The following is a 17,332-nucleotide window of genomic DNA, read 5'->3' as shown; positions in this document are numbered from 1 at the left end:
TCTATTCTTTGCATAAGTTAATTCCCCAACAAAAAAACTTGCCCTGGGAATATCACACCCCCAAGGCAAACAAACTCTCTAATTCTTTCTTTACTTCGCGCCCTTCGCGCCCTTTGCGGTTCGTTTCTCTTAAAGTTGCTTCACTTCCGAAACCAACTTCGCCACCATATCCTTCGCACTACCAAAAAGCATCGTAGTTTTATCCTTGTAGAACAACTCATTCTCTACACCGGCAAAACCCGTACTCATCCCGCGCTTAATTACAATCGTCTGCTTCGCCCGATCTACTTCCAAAATCGGCATACCATAAATCGGGCTATTAACATCACTCCGCGCCGCCGGATTTACCACATCATTTGCCCCAATTACTAAAGCCACATCCGCTTGATCAAACTGGGGATTAATATCATCCATGTCATACAACTGCGTATAAGGCACATTTGCCTCCGCCAGCAACACATTCATGTGCCCCGGCATTCTCCCTGCAACGGGGTGAATGGCATACTTGACATCAACACCCATTTTTTCTAACTGATCTGACAATTCCCGGACGCTATGTTGCGCTTGGGCAACTGCCATACCATAACCGGGCACAATTACTACAGAACGGGCATAACCCAACATCATCGCCCCTTCTTCAGGATCAATGCTGCGAACAGTTTGATCGATCGCACCACCACTAGCAGCAGCACCACCAGAACTAGAACCTGTACCAAAAGCGCTGAACAGCACACTGAAGAGAGAGCGGTTCATTGCCTTACACATAATTTCGGTGAGGATTAAGCCAGATGCTCCTACCAAAGCACCAGCGATGATTAACATATTGTTCATCACCACGAATCCAGCAGCCGCCGCTGCCACACCTGACAAGGAGTTCAACAGCGAAATTACCACCGGCATATCGCCGCCACCAATGGGGATGACGAACATCACACCCAGCACTAAGGAAACAGCTACCACTCCCAAGAATATGGGTAAGCTATCTGGTGTAATGATTAAATAGACACTGCCTACCAAATAAGCACCCAGAAGCAACAAGTTAAATGGTTGCTGGAAAGGAAATGTAATCGGGGAACCGCTAATTAAACCTTGCAATTTGGCAAAGGCTAGAAAACTACCTGTGAAGGTAACGCCACCGATTAACACGTCCAACAGCATGGAAATGTTCACATCTATGGGTATGGGTGCGCCAGAATCCAATAATCGCCAGAATTCGGCAACAGCTACTAGTGCAGAAGCCGCACCGCCCAAACCGTTGAGTAAACCCACCATTTGAGGCATTTCGGTCATTTGGACTTTGTAGGCAACGATCGCACCAATTCCCGATCCAATCGCCAAGCCCAACAATATCATTTCGTAGTTCAACACATGCCGATCCAGCATTGTCGCCACAATTGCCAGCAGCATCCCCACAGATGCAATCACATTACCGTTTCGCGCTGTAGCTGGTGAACCCAGCTTTTTCAAACCAAAAATGAATAAGGATGCAGCGACTAAATATGTCAGCTGAATGCCAGTTGGTAAAAAGTCGCTCACGCCTTAATCTCCTTCTTCTTGAACATTTGCAGCATTCTATCTGTGACTAGAAAGCCACCTACAACGTTGACTGTAGCTAGTACTACAGCAATTAAACCAAGAATTACTGACACACTTGTTTCTCTAGCACCTGAGGCCACTATTGCCCCAAGTACCGAAATGCCAGAAATCGCGTTTGAGCCTGACATTAAGGGCGTGTGTAAAGTCGGTGGGATTTTATTGATGACTTCAAAGCCGATAAAAGATGCCAATACAAATACAAACAAAGCAGCAAGTAATGCCTCTGTCATGAAATCAAAACTCCTTGTGTAAATGGGTATGGGACGATTCAATTTTGGATTTTGAATTTTAAATTTTGGATTAAATTTCAATCTAAAATCTAAAATCTAAAATTCTTACTTCCCATTCCCTAATTAACCGCCGGTTGTTGAGTATTCGATGCTTGTAGTGCATCCCGCACTCGTTGATTGCGAATTTCACCTGCATGGGTAACGCAAGCTGCATCAACGATGTCGTCGCTAAAGTCCACCTGCAAAGCTTTGTCTTTAATTAGCAGTTGCATCAACGATGTTACGTTCTTGGCATACAATTGGCTGGCGTGAATTGGCATTGATGATGGGAGATTGATCGGGCCGATAATTGTTACACCGTTCCACACAATATCTTTGCCGGGTTCGGTGCAGGCGCAGTTACCACCCTGATCGGCAGCCAAATCCACAATTACTGAACCTGGTTTCATTTGTGCCACCATTTCTTCTGTAACTAGCCGTGGTGCTTGTCTCCCAGGCACTTGAGCAGTAGTAATCACTACATCAGAATTCTTAACGTGTTCGGCGACAACTTCTTGGGTACGTTGTTTGCTAGCCTCAGAAATTTCCTTGGCGTAACCGCCAGCAGCAACGGTTTCTTCGTCTAATTTGACTTCAACGAATTTTGCCCCTAAGCTTTGCACTTCTTCTTTGACGGCGGGACGGATATCAAAGGCTTCTACCACTGCTCCCAAACGTCTGGCGGTAGCGATCGCTTGCAATCCAGCGACACCAGCACCCATAATAAATACTTTCGCTGGAGCGATCGTACCTGCGGCTGTGGTTAACATTGGGAAGTATTTCGGTAATGCAGCTGCGGCAATTAATACTGCTTTGTAACCTGCTAATGAAGCTTGCGAGGACAAAGCATCCATACTTTGCGCTCTGGTGGTACGGGGGATCATCTCCATACTCAAAGCGGTGACTTTCCGATTTGCCAATTGCTGCGCTACAACAGGATTCCCTAAAGGATTGAGGAAGCTGACTAAAACAGCCCCTTCCTTTAACAAGTCAATTTCTGAGCGTCCATCTTCTCGTTCTTGCGGTGGACTGACTTTCAACAGAATATCTGTTTCGCCCCATAATTTGGCAGTATCGCTGATGATTGTGGCTCCTGCGGCTTCATAGTCAGGATCGCTGAAAAAAGATCGCTCTCCTGCACCTGCTTCTACCCAAACTTCCAAACCTTGTTTTACCAATCGGGCAACGATGTCAGGAATTAATGCCACACGACGTTCACAAACTTCAATTTCTTTAGCAACTGCTATTCTCATGAAATCTCCTGAAGATAAATACTTAATCTCTGCCAAGTAAGTGATTGTCCAGATGATGCGTGTCCCGCACTCATAGTACTTAGGCAGGAACATCAGTCATGAATTTTACTTGTAGATTGAACCTTGAATCTTTCCTCTCCCACTCTTAGCTCTCCAGGCAAAGCGTTACTTTGCCGTTCGCAGATGTCATATTTTCAGATAGTTGCAAACAGGGTTACGTATTGCACATCCTAAATTGATTCCCAAATTTTGCATCTTTATCTTTAGCTTGTTTTCGGGATTGAAAAATTTTGGTATTCCTTTCTTATAGAGTAATATTGACCGAATTTTGAAAGCTTGATAATTTCCCAATCAAATTTTAATGATTACGACTTCGATTCCAATCCAACTTATTTTAATCAATTTAGCCCAACTTAACTGGCGATCGCTGATGACATGGATCAATTTTTATAACAAAATTCTCAAATTTAGATACACTTATACATATTTGGAAACACAATCCAACCCCCAACTGTGTTTATATCTAGTTCAAATTTGACTAACTTAGTAATCAAATCAGGGCTATATAAGGGTAATGAAGTCAATTCAATATCAGTTATTTTTAACACTAAGTAATTTTACTGTTGCCTAAAATTCAGATAGAATGACACTTTTTTTGGAAATTAAACGTCCATTGTCAGGAAGCCAGTAGTAAAGTTTAGTAAAGAATACTAACACACAGTCATTTTTTAGATAACAGATTTATATTTTGGTAGAGGAAGCCCGATTATGCGACGTTTACTTTCTGCTTTAGCCGTGACTAGCTTTTTGGTTACTGGATTACCAGCCTTGACTTTGGCGCAAAGCTTACCTGGATTTACGCTGTTTAGCGGCGTCAAATCCGAAAACCAGCTGCCCTTTAGGTTAGATTTTGGTGGACAAGCTAACGGTTGGGATCGATACATATTAAGGATTCCAGCCAAAAGAATGAAATTGGCAGTTGGTCAATTTGCCATTACCTACCCTGATTATTACAAAGGAACTTTTGACCAGAAAAAAATTGAAGTCCGAGTTAAAGGGAAAGCAGTTCCGCTGTCTGAGGTGAAATGGGACAAAGAAGGTAAACTGATTAATATTTTTCCTCAAGAGCCAGTACCAGCAGGTAGTGCAGTCGAGGTAGTGTTATCTAACGTGAAAAACCCATCCTTCGGCGGAGTTTACTATTTTAACTGTCAAGTGCTCTCCCCTGGCGATGTGCCACTACTGCGCTACATGGGAACATGGATTTTGAGCATTAATTAAGAATAGGGAGTAGGGATATAACCAATCGGCGATTCCCAATTCCCTAAAAAAGTGATAAAATTAGAGATTGTGAGTTTTTATAAAAATCACCTAAGAGGAGAAGAGTATGAAAAGAACACTGGGCGGTACTAGCCGTAAGAGAAAAAGAACCTCTGGTTTTCGCGCCAGGATGCGGACACCAGACGGCAGAAACGTAATTAGCGCCAGAAGAAGAAAGGGCCGTCACCGTCTGGCTGTTTAGGGCATATCAAGCTAAAAGAGCATCTGTGGCTTTGCCCAAAACAAATCGGCTAAAATCCCGAAAGGATTTCCAGGCAGTTTTCCGAGAAGGAATTCGGCGTCATGGCTCTTATTTAACATTGAGAGCCTTAAAGCCCTTATGTTCAACCAAACCTTCTTTGGACACTGCCACTCAAACTACACAAGCAACTGACTCAAAGCTCCTTGCCAGCACGCGGATTGGCATTTCGATTAGCACAAAAGTCAGCAAAAGGGCAGTGGTTCGCAACCGAATTAAACGGCAAATTACTGCTGCTTTATATAACCTGCTGCCAAAATTATCACCAGGATGGCGGCTAGTCTTCATTGTCAAACCTACAGCAGCAGAATCTAAGTGCGTAAGCCCACAATTTCTGCAAGAATTAGAGCAGTTGTTGGCACAAGCTGAGGTGTTCGATGGGAATTCGTGAAGATGTTTATTATGAAGGTGGCCCCCATATTGGGGATTTAATTGTCAACCTGCTGATTGGGCTAACCATTGTCGGGCTACCATTAGCAGTCGGGGCAATTGTCAGGGCATTGTGGCTGCGTTTCCGCATCACCGATCGCCGAATTACTGTGATTGGAGGTTGGCAGGGACGCGATCGCACTGACGTAATTTACTCAGAAATTGTCAAAATCGTCAAAGTTCCCCGTGGCATTGGCTTTTGGGGAGATATGGCGATCACCCTAAAAAACGGCAGTCGTCTCGAATTGCGTGCAATTCCCAACTTTCGCGAAGTCTATGACTACATCAACGAAAGAATTGCTGCGAAAAACCCCGAATATATCGCCGCTGCCAACAAGTGATGAGGGAGCAGAGGAGCGGGGAGCAGGGAGATGAGGGAGATAAACAAAACTCCTAACTCAGCACGGGCTGAACGCCCCGCTACCGCTAACACCACTCAGCACTCAAAATGTGCGGCTATCCGTAGCGAAAGATAGTCGCCGACAAATCATGATTTAGATAAATTAGATTCAGTTTACAGTACCTCAGGTTGAATTCAGAATAATGGATTTTGGTATCGGCTTTCTCTCGAACAACGTGATGCTGCCAATCATAGATTTTTTCTATGGTATAGTGCCTAGCTACGGATTAGCGATCGTTGCTTTGACCTTGATAGTCCGCTTCGCGCTCTATCCCCTGAGTGCTGGCTCAATTCGCAATATGCGGAAAATGCGAATTGTACAACCTCTGATGCAGAAGCGGATGGCAGAAATCAAAGAGCGCTATAAGGATGAACCGCAAAAACAGCAGGAGGAAATGGTCAATGTCCAAAAAGAATTTGGCAACCCCTTGGCAGGCTGTTTTCCATTACTAGTACAAATGCCAGTTTTGTTAGCACTGTTTGCTACTTTGCGGGGTTCACCTTTTGCAAGTGCTAACTACAGCGTTAACCTGCAAATTCTTCCCGCAGAACAAATCGAACAAATTCAACCACAAGCCTTTGCCACTGCTCCTCAAAATATTTACGTTGCAGATGGAGAACACGTTAAAGTAGCTGCCATTCTTCCTAGCGGAAGTAAATTAGCGGTGGGAGAACAAACCAAGATACAGTATCAGACTGTTGAAGGTAAGCCATTTCAGCTACTCTTAGCAGAACACCCAGAAAATAAGCTGATTCCTGATTGGAAAATTACCAAGGGTGAAGATAGGATAAAAATTGATGCCGAGGGCAATGTAGAAGCCTTGCAACCGGGAGATGTCACCATTCAAGGAACAATTCCTGGATTAGCAGCAGAAAAAGGCTTTCTATTTATTGATGCTTTAGGCAGGGTTGGCGCACAAGATCCAGATGGCACAATCCACTGGGATATCGTCGCCATGATCGTCTTCTTTGGGATCAGCCTTTATGTTAGCCAAATGCTTTCTGGGCAAAATTCCAGCGGTGGCAATCCGCAGCAGGATACGGTTAACAAAATCACCCCCGTCATCTTTTCTGGGATGTTCTTGTTTTTCCCCCTACCAGCTGGAGTGCTGATGTATATGGTGATTGGTAATATTTTCCAAACCGCCCAAACTTATCTTCTCTCCCGCGAACCTCTACCAGAAGAACTGCAAAAAATCGTAGAAACCCAGGAGAAAGAAGCAGCAGTCACCGAACAAAAAGCATTACCATTTGAACCAAAAAGTCCTAAGAAAAAGGCAACAGGGGGATCATGAGCGACATTCCGATGCAGCGAGGTCAGCAGTGGTTAAAAAGCCTGCTGGAACTCACTGGAATACCTGCTGAGATTCAGGGTCATTTAGAAACTACCCAATCTCAAGACGGCGATTCTCCAGAACCAGATAACTACTGGTTGACTATTGACCAAACTAATTTGACATCAGAACAAATCCAGGTGTTAATTGGTGCTGATGGTTCTGTGTTAGATGCGATTCAGTATCTAGCAAATTCGGTTCTAAACCTTAGCCAACCCCCGGAAGAACAAGCCTCTTACACCATTGAGTTAAATGGCTACCGGGTCAAAAGAGAAGCCGAAATTCGCGCATTAGCAGAAGCAGCAGCCGATGAAGTGCGCTTTTCTGGTAGAGAAGTGGAAATCAAATCTCTTAGTTCTGCCGAACGGCGTCAAGTTCATACCTTCTTGAAGGAATTTGGAGATTTAGAAACCTTCAGTCGCGGTAAAGAGCCACATCGTCATCTGGTTGTCTGTCCAGCTTCGTTGGAAGGAGTTGGGAGTTAGGAGTTAGGAGTTATGAGTTTGGAGTTAATTGAAAACTCATAACCATATATAATTTCAAAATTTCTCTTGTTCTTAAGGGATAAAATAAAGATTCAGTATCAGTATAATTGCTGGTAATCGAGATAAATTTTAGTGAGGATGTCTCACAAATCCTATGGACGCAATTTATATTCCGCAGCTAACTCAAGCCCCGGAGCGGACAGAGGAAGTTCAGGTTAATGAATTTCTGCCTGGTCTGGAAACTTTGACACCAGTTCGCGGTCACGTGCGCGTGCAGCATCATGGTAATTACTTGCAAGTGTCTAGTCAGGCAGAAACAATTATTACTTGTACCTGCAACCGCTGTTTGCAGCAATACAATCGACGTTTAGGGATTGATACGAAAGAAATCATCTGGTTAGACGAAACTGCAAATCAGGCAAATGACTTGCCCTTAGAAAGGGAAGTAGTTATGGAAGAGTTGCTGGAAAGTTTACCGCCCGATGGTTATTTTTATCCCAACGAATGGCTGTATGAGCAGATGTGGTTGGCAGTACCACAACGGCAACTGTGCAGTAGGAATTGCCCAGGTATTCCCGTAAGTAGTACAGTTGAGAGTTCTGATAGTCCTGAAACTCCAGTTGATAACCGTTGGGCTTCTCTGGAAGCACTGAAAAAACAACTTCCGGGATAATAGCTTATTGCTTATGCCTAAAATTCTGTGATTTCCCGCCCGTGCGTAGTTTACCAACCTAGGCATCGCTTTCGGGGATATTAACTCGACAGAGACAGCATGGGTGGTAAATATATGAGGCTTGTAAGATGCGATCGCAAAGTTTATGTCTACTATTGTATCTCCGCTCAACATTACACAAATATTCTGTGATGTAGATGACTTCTGTAAGCAGTGGGAAAACTTATGGCAACAAATACCACTTTTACAAGGCATCACCGGAAAAATTAGGGTGACTGACCATCAATAACATTTAGAAAATCTTCAGCCGTGATAATCGGGCAAGAAAAATTATCTTTTAGACTGAGTAAATCGCGATCGCCCGTCACGAGATAATCAGCCTCACTGGCCACAGCCAAAAGTAAAAAAGGCACATCAAACGGATCGCGACATTCAGGAATTACAGGCAAGCGGCCGGGCATCGCTACAGCTTCACAAAAGAGTATGTAATCCGATAGTAAATCTTCTTGCTCAGTTGGCGTGAGCTTAAACTTTGGATAAGCCAGCACTCGGATTAACTCAGTTGTTGTCGCTTTAGAAACCAGCGGAGTGAAGAGATCGTCCTGCCATGCCAAACGAAGCCTAGATACTCTGCCCCCAAATATCAGCGCCGAGATGATGATATTAGTATCAATTACCACCCGTGGACAAACCATTACGATTGACGCGCCCAAGCCACCGCATCAGCCACATCCTGCTCACTCAGCCCTAAATCCGCGAGCTTAGATCGAACTGCATCAGCCCGCTGAATTTTTACAGGAGTCAGAATAATTTGCCCCCCCTCCACCTTTACCTCAAAATACTCAGCTTCACCGATTTCACGAGTAATACTTTTAGGCAGCGTTAGTTGATTTTTAGAAGTTAACTTGGCGAGCATGACTTGCCTCCTAGCCTTTGCTATCAAATGTAAGGATTCCTTACTTGAGTATATACATCCTACCTTACTAAATCTAAACCCCAATCATAGAAACAGCTTTTCTGACAAACGTGTAACTACTGACCCAAAGTATTGTAAGTCCGTTGGCGACGCGATGGCGATCGCACTTCATCAATTCCAACTTATCAATTGCGTAGGCGTAGCCCGTCGTAGACATCGCTACAACCCGCATAATGGCGTTGGCTGATTAAACCTGCTTATGCTTGCAGCGTGATGACCACTTGCAGGTACAATCTGCCCAATTAATGCAGGTGGCTGCTTACTCGTTACCAAGTGGTAAAAGGGTTATCGGAGTCAAGTTAGGTGGTGCTGTAACAATAACAATTTTGTTAGTTTTTCTCTCATAGTGGGCATACTGCAAGTATCAAGTAAATAGCATCGAAACAGGGAAAACACTATGTTGACTACACTGCCGCAAGAAGAAATTACATTATTGAAGCAAAATTTAAGACGTGAAATCAGTAAATTATCAGGTGCAGCAGAGAATAATATACCTAAGTATATTTGCATCAATAACCTGAATTTAAAGCTAGAAAGATTAGAAGAAATCGAGAAAATCCTTAGTATAGATAAATATAAAATTGTTTTTATAGGTACTATTGGTAAAGGAAAAACTACAGCCATCTGTCATCTTTTTAACTTAATTAGCAACTTCAACGTTTCCAAGACAAAAAAAGGCAAAACTACAAATGTAATCGAAACTAAAGAGTTACTCTCAACGGGTGCAGGCAGAACGACTATATGTGAAGTAATTATTAAGGCATCTGAAAAAACTTACATAGAGATAGAGCCTTATACAGTTGATGAAATGGAAAATCTTATTTCTGATTTCTGCGATTCTATTGCTAATAAAGATAATATCCAGTCAGACGATAAAATAATCATTTCTACAGAAATTGAGAGAGCTATTAGGAATGTTACAGAGAAAATAATCATTTCCGAAGAAATTGAGAGAGCTATTAGAAATGTTACAGAACTTAAAATAACTTCTAAAACAGTCAATGATGGTGACAAAAAGCTAAGAACTGATCCAGCGAAGGAGTTATTTAATGAATCAGGAGTAGAATTACTGAAAAAGACTGCATTGAATAATGCAAATATAGAAGCTAGAACTACTACTAAAATTGAGTTTGATAACCAGAAAAATGAGCAAGAATGGATAAAAAATACCTTTGCCGCCATCAATAATGTTGAGTTAAAGGAGTTTGCTATTCCAAGGAAAATATATCTTTATCTGAGCGATGATATTTTATCTGGTTCCAACTTGTCTCAGTTCGATTCAGTTGTTGATACGAAAGGACTTGATGAGAACGCAATTCGTAAAGACTTGCAGAAATATATTGATAGCCAGGATACCATCTGTCTCTTTGTAACTACCTTTAATGATGCTCCTGAAGCTAATATTATGAAATTAATAGGTTATCATCTTACATCTAAATCAAAAGACTTTCATCATAGATTTGTAACTTTGGTATTACCTCATAAAAATGAACCTAAAAGGGTGAATGGATGTGATGATGATTATGATATAGGAATTCAAATCAGACAAGACGAAGTTCAAGCGACATTCAAAAATTTAAATTTAGACTTTTTCCAACAAAACATCTTGTTCTATGATTCCTTAAGATACTATCGTGATGATGATGATGTAGTTAAGCTAAATGAAGGCTACGAAGAACACGTACAGGCAGATAAAAATGAATTTATCGAAGCTATAGCGGGTGTAGTAGAACGTAGGCGAAATATTTTATTAGATGAAATCAAGGCTATCAAAGAAAGCTCGGCGAAAATCAAAAATAGTGGTGCTTTAACGGAATCAGAAATCAAGGCAATTGAAAATGCCATCAAGAAGATAAAGGATTTACGGTATTTGAGTAAAAGAATGTCTGGTTTTCTCTTTGAAACTTTTATTGATGAATATGTTAATAAATACTATCGCAAGGTTCATCCAGCATGGAATACTAAACACGCTATCCATAGAAATTTTGGTTACTATGAGCCAAGAGATATAGATATATATTACGATGCGAAAGTTGTTGCTGAGGGAATAGATGAAGATAAAATGCTGAAAAAATTTACCAAAGAAGCAAAACAGGAATTAGAATATATCCTCAATGAGCTTACATCTGCGAATGAATCTTTAAAGACATTTATCCCTGAATTAGTCAAAGAATTTTACGGATTATATGACGAATTTATAGACGAATTAGGCACAGAAGTTGAAGAAGAAGTTACGAGAAAACTAAAACCTCGAAGCGAAGATTCTGATTTTTGGAAGGCTCTAATTGCTGAAAAAGGTAAGGAAAAGAAGAAAGGGGAAAATTATACAGATAATGTATGTCTGATATTTACGCGAGAACTGGAAAAAGAAACAAACTTAAATACATTCTTAAAAAGTAAAGCTGAATATTATTGGGAGAGATTAGTTATTAAAATACTAGGCTTTTTTGGGGAAAAATAGACAATTTATCAATTGCACATTTAATACACAGTTTAGGGCGCAATATAATTGTGTCCCTAAAGCTATTTTATCCACCATTAGTTGCTATCAAAAGATATATGACTGATTTACAACAAGAAATAACCATAAAACTCATCAAATATTCAAAAGATTATCAAGAATATACAAAATGTTTGATTAGGGGAATACAAATTCCAATTAATGCAAGACCAGAGGAGTTAGTTAGACAAATATTTATTCATTTTTTTATTAAAGAAAGTGGGCTGTTTCCAGATATCATTAATATCGAAGTTGAGGTAAATAATCATGATCTGGAAATATCCAAAAAGCAAAAAAATGATAATTTTAAACCACATCAGTCTCCTTTGATAATTGTGGAAATAAAACGAGAAGACGCGAATTTAAAAAATCATTATAATCAGATTGAAAGGTATCTAACAAAAGCTGGTTGCGATATTGGTATTTTATATAATTATCATGAAATTATCGCCTTTACTAGAAAAGATGATAACTTTGAAATTAATCATCTCAAAAGTCTTACAGACATACAGACATTAATTTTAGAAAGCAATAATAAGAATAATGATGATTTATTAGAATTTCAAAAAGCTCAAAACGGAAATTTTGATAGCTTTGCTTCTCTGATTAGCAAATATGGTAAATATACAACTAATAAAGTAGTTTTTAAACTTAAACAACAGCAATCCGAAATAGAAGGATATTTCTTCAATATGCAAGGAAATAAAGTGTACTATGATGTATGTGGTAAGTATTCCCAACAACAGCAAAATTTTGATTACCAATATTTTGAAAAACTAATTTCTATCACGTATTGAGAAATGTCGTTCTCGTAAGCCAGATTCTCATAAGTAAATGGGTGACTCCTGCCACTCATAAACCTACTCTTTGGTTAGTTCCTCAAACTGTGCGATCGCACTTTAGTATTTCTTCGTTGCACGGGGCGTTGCATCCCTGCTATTTATATCTAATTCGCGCTCAGTACGGAGTTCCTGAGCAAGAGTTGCAAACTCATCATCTCCTTCAAACATCCCAATAAAATCTGTCCAAGGATTATTGGCAACTTCTAGCGTCAGTACTTCAATATTTGCCAGTCTTACTCTAACTTGCTCTTGTACAGCCGCGATGCCTTCTCTTGTCAGAGACGCTACGCGAACGGCAACCCCAAAGGGGAACGCATCCGAACGGGTTTCAGCTTCGGCTACACAATCAGGCAACTCTGGCACTGACGCGATAAAATGCCCCTCGGATGCCTGTTCAACCAGAACATGAAGAGACAGCCTATTCAAACTTGTGACTCTTTGAAGATTCATAGACAGCGATACTAGATTCACTTTCCCCATAATTATGCCTTAATCAAAACTCAAATACCTGATGCAAATAGGCATTGAGCCGAGATATGAACGAAAAAGGTAATTCAGAAATGTTTACGTCTAAGTGTATTATAAAAATCTTGATTTTTCGTTAGTCCACGGAGGCGGTCACTGAGCTTGTCGAAGTGTGGACTTTGTTTGTATAGCAGTGAATTCTATTCGCCTAATATTTTGCTGAACAATGAGAGAATAACTAATAACCACAGCTACTTATGAACTTCCGTGAAGAGTTTAAACTGCTGCTACGTGCCCGCTACCCTTTAATTTATATTCCCACATACGAAGAGGAGCGGGTAGAAGCAGCTATCCGGGAAGAAGCCACCAACCAGGGTAATCGCCCAGTCTATACGTGGGATTTTGTCGATGGCTACCAAGGAAACCCCAATGATGTTGGGTTTGGGCGACGTAACCCGTTGCAAGCCTTAGAATTCATCGAAAAATTACCAGCTTCCGCACCTGCTGTATTGATTCTCCGAGATTATCATCGCTTTTTAGATGATGTAGCGATCGCACGCAAACTCCGCAATCTGTCCAGGCTTCTCAAGTCGCAACCAAAAAATATTGTCCTACTGTCGCCGCGCATCGCCATTCCTGACGACTTAACGGAAGTGCTGACAGTTGTCGAGTTTCCCTTACCCGCCGCCCCAGAAATTAAAACTGAGGTAGAACGCTTACTGCAAAGTACTAGTAACTCACTTTCTGGCAAAGTTCTAGATGACTTAGTGCGCTCTTGTCAAGGACTTTCAATGGAAAGGATTCGCCGGGTTTTGGCAAAAGCGATCGCAACCCACGGTGAATTGCAACCAGAAGACGTGGATCTGGTTTTGGAAGAAAAGCGCCAAACTATCCGCCAAACCCAAATCTTGGACTTCTACCCTGCCACTGAGCAAATATCTGATATTGGCGGACTGGATAATTTGAAAGACTGGCTGATTCGTCGGGGAGGCTCATTTACTGATAAGGCGCGACAGTACGGATTACCGCACCCCCGTGGTTTAATGTTGGTGGGTATTCAGGGAACAGGTAAATCGTTAACAGCAAAAGCGATCGCTCATCACTGGCATTTACCGCTGCTACGTTTGGATGTGGGAAGGTTATTTGGTGGTTTGGTGGGTGAATCAGAATCTCGCACTCGTCAAATGATCCAAGTAGCTGAAGCCCTCGCTCCCTGTATTTTGTGGATTGATGAAATAGATAAAGCCTTTGCCGGAGTTGGTAGCAAAGGTGATGCCGGAACAGCTAGCCGTGTGTTTGGTACTTTTATTAATTGGCTAGCCGAAAAAAGCTCACCCGTGTTTGTCGTCGCCACCGCCAACGACATTCAAGCTTTACCGCCAGAAATGCTCCGCAAGGGGCGATTTGACGAAATTTTCTTTGTGGGTTTGCCTACTCAAGAAGAAAGAAAAGCAATTTATGATGTTCATTTATCCCGACTGCGCCCCCATAACTTGAAAAGTTATGACATTGAGAGGCTAGCTTATGAAACGCCTGATTTTTCTGGGGCCGAGATTGAGCAAACTTTAATTGAAGCGATGCATATTGGATTTAGCCAAAATCGCGACTTTGCTACCGACGACATTTTAGAAGCAGCTAGTCAGATCATACCCTTAGCACGAACTGCCGTAGAGCAAATTCAGCAACTCCAAGAATGGGCTGCTGCTGGGAGAGCGCGTTTAGCATCTAAACACAATCCTTTGAGCGAACGCCTCCGGCGCACTACGTGAACCCAAAAAAAATGTAGAGACGTAGCACTCCTACGTCTCTACAAAGGTTTTGGATAACGCATATTTAATTTCACCAGATGTCTATTCAGCATAGCTACAATAATCAGTTAGTCAAAAGTCAATAGTTAATGATGAATTATTATGGACTATTGATTCTTATAAGCTGTTACGCATTTAAGTTGCACATCAACTGGTGAGGTTGTCCTAAGTCAATTGTCCTTTGTCCTTGGTAAACACAAATGACTAATGACTAATGACTAATGACGGTCTACACGAAAAATAGTGCAATATGTAGGCGCGTTAGCTTACTGATGGGTTACTTGCTTTTCTACTCGTAATACCAATTTGAAAAATGATTGCGACAGATGGAAAACTGAAACACTTATCCAATGGATGTTTCACAATCCAAAATCTAAAATCGTTCGACTGAGCGTAGCCGAAGTCTAAAATCCAAAATGGTATAACCCTTGAGAGCCAGTTAAACAGCACTCTCCTCAATGGGGAAAATACGCAGATGACTGGCTCACCTTCACCCTTAACTCTTGATAATTAGGTTTTAATTATGTTGTCTGGCTTAACAAAGTTTATACTGGGGTTTTTCTTGGCGATCGCTGTGCTAATAGGTGGCGGTGGTGCAATTGCACTCTATTTTATGAATCGCACCGGCATAGCTCCTGCTAAACCCATTTATTCCAATGATAGTCCTTCGGTGAAAGCTCAAGCCCCTAAAAAAACTGAGCCTGGAGGAGGTAAGCCCGCTCTTACACCTGGGACATCTACTCAATCGTCTCCAAGCTCAACCTCTACTCCCACAGAATCACCAAAGCCTACCCCATCATCACAACCATTACCAGCAGGAGCTTACCGAGGGCGTGTTAGTTGGGCTGAAGGCTTGAGTTTGCGATCGCAACCAAATCAAGAAGCTGAAAAGATTGGTGGGGTTGGTTTTAATCAAAAAATTATTATTTTGTCAGAAAGCGAGGATAAAGCTTGGCAAAAGATCCGTTTGGAAGGTAGCGAACAAGAAGGTTGGGTGAAAGCAGGTAATACTGAAAAAGTTGATGAACAATAGGTATAAGGCATGGGGCATTAGGAGTGCAGAGTGCTGAGTTAAGAGTTAAGAGTTAGGAGTTTTTACCCCCTTGTCCTCTTGTCTCCCTATCTCCTTCATCCCCCTCATCTCCCTCATCTCCCTCATCTCCCTCATCTCCCTACTCCCCAGGACACTTACTTGTAAAGAATCATACGAAAAGTAATTATTACACATAGTAAGTGGTATACTTTTTTATAGTCATTAACTTGAAAAAAGCAAGTGAAAACAGGGGTAGCTAGCCATTTAATCAAGCTTGCCTCAGTCTACGAGGCATCCGAAAGCATCAAGGTTGTTCCTATCGTAGTTAATTTTAAATTTTTAAATTGGAAAAAGTTATCGACTGGTGCTGCAATGCGTTTTTTGTCTGTGGCTCTAATTACGGGGCTTCTGAATGTTGCTGGAGAAGCTTTAGCACTTCAAAAAATAGGAAGTAATGGGCCTGATGTTAGCAGTAGCCAGAGATGTTTAAAAAAGTTAGGCTATTTTAACGGCCCAGTGACAGGTAAGTTTGCTAGCTTGACTCAAAATGCTACGATCAAATTCCAGCAAGCCAATAGAATATCGGCTGATGGAATTGTGGGTATTAGTACTCAACGAGCCTTGCAACGAGCGTGTCAAAGTAGAAGTTCTAATAGAAATATCGGTAGCACATCGCGAGCGCCAGTTGGTCAATATCCTACTCTTTCTCAAGGTCAAACTGGTGCAGGCGTCACAAGATTACAACAGCGTCTACGGCAGTTAGGCTACTTTAATACTAATCCCACTGGGAATTTTGGACGAATTACTAAAGATGCTGTAATTGCATTCCAGCGAAGTTATCGCATAACTGCTAACGGAATTGTCAATCGACAAACTTGGAACGCACTAATGGGTTCCTCTCCGACTCCAGGAAGATCGAGTCTTTCCACTCAACAAGTCAGAGAACTCCAAGTGCGTTTGCGGCAGCTAGGTTATTTAAATGCTGATGCCACTGGGAATGTTGGCCCAATGACTAGAGAAGCTGTGATTGCATTCCAGCGAAATAATGGACTACCTGTTGATGGCATTGCTAATGCCCAAGTTTTAGACTCAGTGCGTAGAGTCTCCACTGGTGGCATTCAACAACCAGGTAGAAATTATCTCACTGTAGGCGATCGCGGAGAAAATGTCAGATTAGTTCAAGAGCGTTTGGCGCAGTTGGGTTTCTCTAATACTAATCCTGATGGACTTTTCAACGATTACACCAGACAATCTGTGATTGCATTCCAGCAACATTCTCGAATTAACTCTACTGGAAATGTAGATTGGCAAACTTGGGAAGCATTGGGGTTGAATGGTTCAACTGGGGGGAATTATACTGAGAACAATGGTTATGTATTAGCTGACACTAACCGCTATGCCTTACCTCCTGCCAATGACAATGTAGTACCTGTTACCAATGGCAATACATTAGTTGCTAATAATCCTTACAGAGTAATAATTCCAATTTCTAATAATGATACTCTGAGCAAAGTGCAACAATATATACCCAACGCTGTCGCGGAGCAATCCAATTTAGGGGATTATGTGAATGCTGGAGCATTTAGCGATCGCGCCCAAGCAGAAACGCTAACGAAAAAGCTCCGCTCATTAGGTCTGGATGCACGGGTAAAATACAATTGAAGAAGAATACAGAATACAGAATTCAGAA

At 41.6% G+C, this 17,332-nt stretch carries 19 protein-coding genes and 1 pseudogene; 13 read left to right on the top strand and 7 right to left on the bottom strand.

Going from position 1 to position 17,332, the window contains the following annotated elements; genetic code table 11:
• Positions 1-129: 129 nt before the first annotated feature.
• The 3 genes from V7K61_RS30705 to V7K61_RS30695 form a co-directional block, all read right to left on the bottom strand.
• Entirely contained in the window at positions 130-1,536 is a 1,407-nt protein-coding gene (locus tag V7K61_RS30705; protein ID WP_335059478.1) for an NAD(P)(+) transhydrogenase (Re/Si-specific) subunit beta, read from the bottom strand.
• Positions 1,533-1,826, bottom strand: a complete 294-nt coding sequence (locus V7K61_RS30700) for an NAD(P) transhydrogenase subunit alpha (RefSeq protein ID WP_109009004.1) — start codon at positions 1,824-1,826, stop codon at positions 1,533-1,535. Before V7K61_RS30700 ends, V7K61_RS30705 begins: the two co-directional genes overlap by 4 nt.
• 119 nt (positions 1,827-1,945) lie before the next feature.
• Positions 1,946-3,118, bottom strand: coding sequence for a Re/Si-specific NAD(P)(+) transhydrogenase subunit alpha (locus V7K61_RS30695; RefSeq protein ID WP_334839176.1), 1,173 nt, complete (start codon positions 3,116-3,118; stop codon positions 1,946-1,948).
• Between the two features lie 768 nt (positions 3,119-3,886).
• Here V7K61_RS30695 and V7K61_RS30690 point away from each other — a divergent pair.
• The 8 genes and pseudogenes from V7K61_RS30690 to V7K61_RS30655 all read left to right on the top strand — a co-directional run.
• Positions 3,887-4,399 (top strand): DUF2808 domain-containing protein, encoded by a 513-nt coding sequence (locus tag V7K61_RS30690; protein ID WP_292777794.1) that lies wholly within the window; start codon positions 3,887-3,889, stop codon positions 4,397-4,399.
• Between the two features lie 106 nt (positions 4,400-4,505).
• On the top strand, positions 4,506-4,640 hold the full coding sequence (gene rpmH, locus V7K61_RS30685; RefSeq protein WP_094350876.1) for a 50S ribosomal protein L34: 135 nt from the start codon (positions 4,506-4,508) through the stop codon (positions 4,638-4,640).
• Positions 4,641-4,665: 25 nt separating this feature from the next.
• The gene (gene rnpA, locus V7K61_RS30680; protein ID WP_099102485.1) at positions 4,666-5,088 is read left to right on the top strand and encodes a ribonuclease P protein component; all 423 of its coding nucleotides are present in this window, start codon (positions 4,666-4,668) and stop codon (positions 5,086-5,088) included.
• Positions 5,075-5,467, top strand: coding sequence for a PH domain-containing protein (locus tag V7K61_RS30675; RefSeq protein ID WP_335059476.1), 393 nt, complete (start codon positions 5,075-5,077; stop codon positions 5,465-5,467). The genes rnpA and V7K61_RS30675 overlap by 14 nt, the downstream gene beginning before the upstream one ends.
• Before the next feature lie 202 nt (positions 5,468-5,669).
• Positions 5,670-6,821 (top strand): membrane protein insertase YidC, encoded by a 1,152-nt coding sequence (gene yidC, locus V7K61_RS30670; RefSeq protein ID WP_335059474.1) that lies wholly within the window; start codon positions 5,670-5,672, stop codon positions 6,819-6,821.
• Complete coding sequence (locus V7K61_RS30665) at positions 6,818-7,345, top strand: Jag family protein (protein WP_335059472.1); 528 nt, start codon at positions 6,818-6,820, stop codon at positions 7,343-7,345. Before yidC ends, V7K61_RS30665 begins: the two co-directional genes overlap by 4 nt.
• Positions 7,346-7,499: 154 nt before the next feature.
• Positions 7,500-8,018: a YceD family protein gene (locus V7K61_RS30660; RefSeq protein WP_335059470.1), complete on the top strand. Its 519-nt coding sequence runs from the start codon at positions 7,500-7,502 to the stop codon at positions 8,016-8,018.
• A 145-nt stretch (positions 8,019-8,163) separates the two neighbouring features.
• Positions 8,164-8,295 (top strand): annotated as a pseudogene (locus tag V7K61_RS30655) (IS982 family transposase); the annotation flags it as partial.
• Here the strand turns inward: V7K61_RS30655 and V7K61_RS30650 are convergent.
• From V7K61_RS30650 to V7K61_RS30640, 3 genes are all read right to left on the bottom strand, one after another.
• The gene (locus V7K61_RS30650; RefSeq protein WP_335059466.1) at positions 8,285-8,713 is read right to left on the bottom strand and encodes a putative toxin-antitoxin system toxin component, PIN family; all 429 of its coding nucleotides are present in this window, start codon (positions 8,711-8,713) and stop codon (positions 8,285-8,287) included. The pseudogene V7K61_RS30655 and the gene V7K61_RS30650 overlap by 11 nt on opposite strands.
• Entirely contained in the window at positions 8,713-8,934 is a 222-nt protein-coding gene (locus V7K61_RS30645) for an AbrB/MazE/SpoVT family DNA-binding domain-containing protein (RefSeq protein ID WP_029637898.1), read from the bottom strand. Before V7K61_RS30645 ends, V7K61_RS30650 begins: the two co-directional genes overlap by 1 nt.
• A gap of 73 nt (positions 8,935-9,007) precedes the next feature.
• Positions 9,008-9,151: a hypothetical protein gene (locus V7K61_RS30640; RefSeq protein ID WP_335059464.1), complete on the bottom strand. Its 144-nt coding sequence runs from the start codon at positions 9,149-9,151 to the stop codon at positions 9,008-9,010.
• A 240-nt stretch (positions 9,152-9,391) separates the two neighbouring features.
• Here V7K61_RS30640 and V7K61_RS30635 point away from each other — a divergent pair, with 240 nt between their 5' ends.
• Together V7K61_RS30635 and V7K61_RS30630 are read left to right on the top strand one after the other, a co-directional pair.
• Positions 9,392-11,455 carry a hypothetical protein gene (locus V7K61_RS30635; RefSeq protein ID WP_335059462.1) on the top strand — a complete coding sequence of 688 codons (2,064 nt, stop codon included), beginning with the start codon at positions 9,392-9,394 and terminating at the stop codon, positions 11,453-11,455.
• Positions 11,456-11,553: 98 nt separating this feature from the next.
• Positions 11,554-12,291 (top strand): type I restriction enzyme HsdR N-terminal domain-containing protein, encoded by a 738-nt coding sequence (locus V7K61_RS30630; protein ID WP_335059460.1) that lies wholly within the window; start codon positions 11,554-11,556, stop codon positions 12,289-12,291.
• 102 nt (positions 12,292-12,393) lie between these two features.
• On the opposite strand, the gene V7K61_RS30625 is transcribed toward V7K61_RS30630, so the two are convergent.
• Positions 12,394-12,762, bottom strand: a complete 369-nt coding sequence (locus V7K61_RS30625) for a type II toxin-antitoxin system HicB family antitoxin (RefSeq protein WP_335059458.1) — start codon at positions 12,760-12,762, stop codon at positions 12,394-12,396.
• A gap of 296 nt (positions 12,763-13,058) precedes the next feature.
• Between V7K61_RS30625 and V7K61_RS30620 the strand changes: the two genes are divergently transcribed.
• From V7K61_RS30620 to V7K61_RS30610, 3 genes are all read left to right on the top strand, one after another.
• A complete protein-coding gene (locus V7K61_RS30620) occupies positions 13,059-14,570 on the top strand; it encodes an AAA family ATPase (protein WP_335059457.1) in 1,512 nt (503 codons plus the stop codon).
• 562 nt (positions 14,571-15,132) lie between these two features.
• Positions 15,133-15,642 carry an SH3 domain-containing protein gene (locus tag V7K61_RS30615; protein WP_335059455.1) on the top strand — a complete coding sequence of 170 codons (510 nt, stop codon included), beginning with the start codon at positions 15,133-15,135 and terminating at the stop codon, positions 15,640-15,642.
• A 240-nt stretch (positions 15,643-15,882) separates the two neighbouring features.
• The gene (locus V7K61_RS30610) at positions 15,883-17,304 is read left to right on the top strand and encodes a peptidoglycan-binding protein (RefSeq protein WP_335059453.1); all 1,422 of its coding nucleotides are present in this window, start codon (positions 15,883-15,885) and stop codon (positions 17,302-17,304) included.
• The last annotated feature ends 28 nt before the right edge of the window (positions 17,305-17,332 follow it).

Origin of the sequence: Nostoc sp., assembly GCF_036918015.1 — a bacterium.
Classification (GTDB): domain Bacteria; phylum Cyanobacteriota; class Cyanobacteriia; order Cyanobacteriales; family Nostocaceae; genus Nostoc.
Note: the sequence above shows the minus strand (reverse complement) of the source record. Positions and strands in the feature narration are given on the sequence as shown.

Bases quoted from the DNA above. Each gene is read 5' to 3' on its own strand.
- V7K61_RS30660 (WP_335059470.1), top strand. From the start codon at position 7,500: ATGGACGCAATTTATATTCCGCAGCTAACTCAAGCCCCGGAGCGGACA.
- V7K61_RS30690 (WP_292777794.1), top strand. From the start codon at position 3,887: ATGCGACGTTTACTTTCTGCTTTAGCCGTGACTAGCTTTTTGGTTACT.
- V7K61_RS30630 (WP_335059460.1), top strand. From the start codon at position 11,554: ATGACTGATTTACAACAAGAAATAACCATAAAACTCATCAAATATTCA.
- rpmH (WP_094350876.1), top strand. From the start codon at position 4,506: ATGAAAAGAACACTGGGCGGTACTAGCCGTAAGAGAAAAAGAACCTCT.
- V7K61_RS30700 (WP_109009004.1), bottom strand. From the start codon at position 1,826: ATGACAGAGGCATTACTTGCTGCTTTGTTTGTATTTGTATTGGCATCT.
- V7K61_RS30645 (WP_029637898.1), bottom strand. From the start codon at position 8,934: ATGCTCGCCAAGTTAACTTCTAAAAATCAACTAACGCTGCCTAAAAGT.
- V7K61_RS30635 (WP_335059462.1), top strand. From the start codon at position 9,392: ATGTTGACTACACTGCCGCAAGAAGAAATTACATTATTGAAGCAAAAT.
- V7K61_RS30695 (WP_334839176.1), bottom strand. From the start codon at position 3,118: ATGAGAATAGCAGTTGCTAAAGAAATTGAAGTTTGTGAACGTCGTGTG.
- V7K61_RS30620 (WP_335059457.1), top strand. From the start codon at position 13,059: ATGAACTTCCGTGAAGAGTTTAAACTGCTGCTACGTGCCCGCTACCCT.
- V7K61_RS30640 (WP_335059464.1), bottom strand. From the start codon at position 9,151: ATGTCTACGACGGGCTACGCCTACGCAATTGATAAGTTGGAATTGATG.
- V7K61_RS30650 (WP_335059466.1), bottom strand. From the start codon at position 8,713: ATGGTTTGTCCACGGGTGGTAATTGATACTAATATCATCATCTCGGCG.
- V7K61_RS30615 (WP_335059455.1), top strand. From the start codon at position 15,133: ATGTTGTCTGGCTTAACAAAGTTTATACTGGGGTTTTTCTTGGCGATC.
- yidC (WP_335059474.1), top strand. From the start codon at position 5,670: ATGGATTTTGGTATCGGCTTTCTCTCGAACAACGTGATGCTGCCAATC.
- V7K61_RS30665 (WP_335059472.1), top strand. From the start codon at position 6,818: ATGAGCGACATTCCGATGCAGCGAGGTCAGCAGTGGTTAAAAAGCCTG.
- V7K61_RS30675 (WP_335059476.1), top strand. From the start codon at position 5,075: ATGGGAATTCGTGAAGATGTTTATTATGAAGGTGGCCCCCATATTGGG.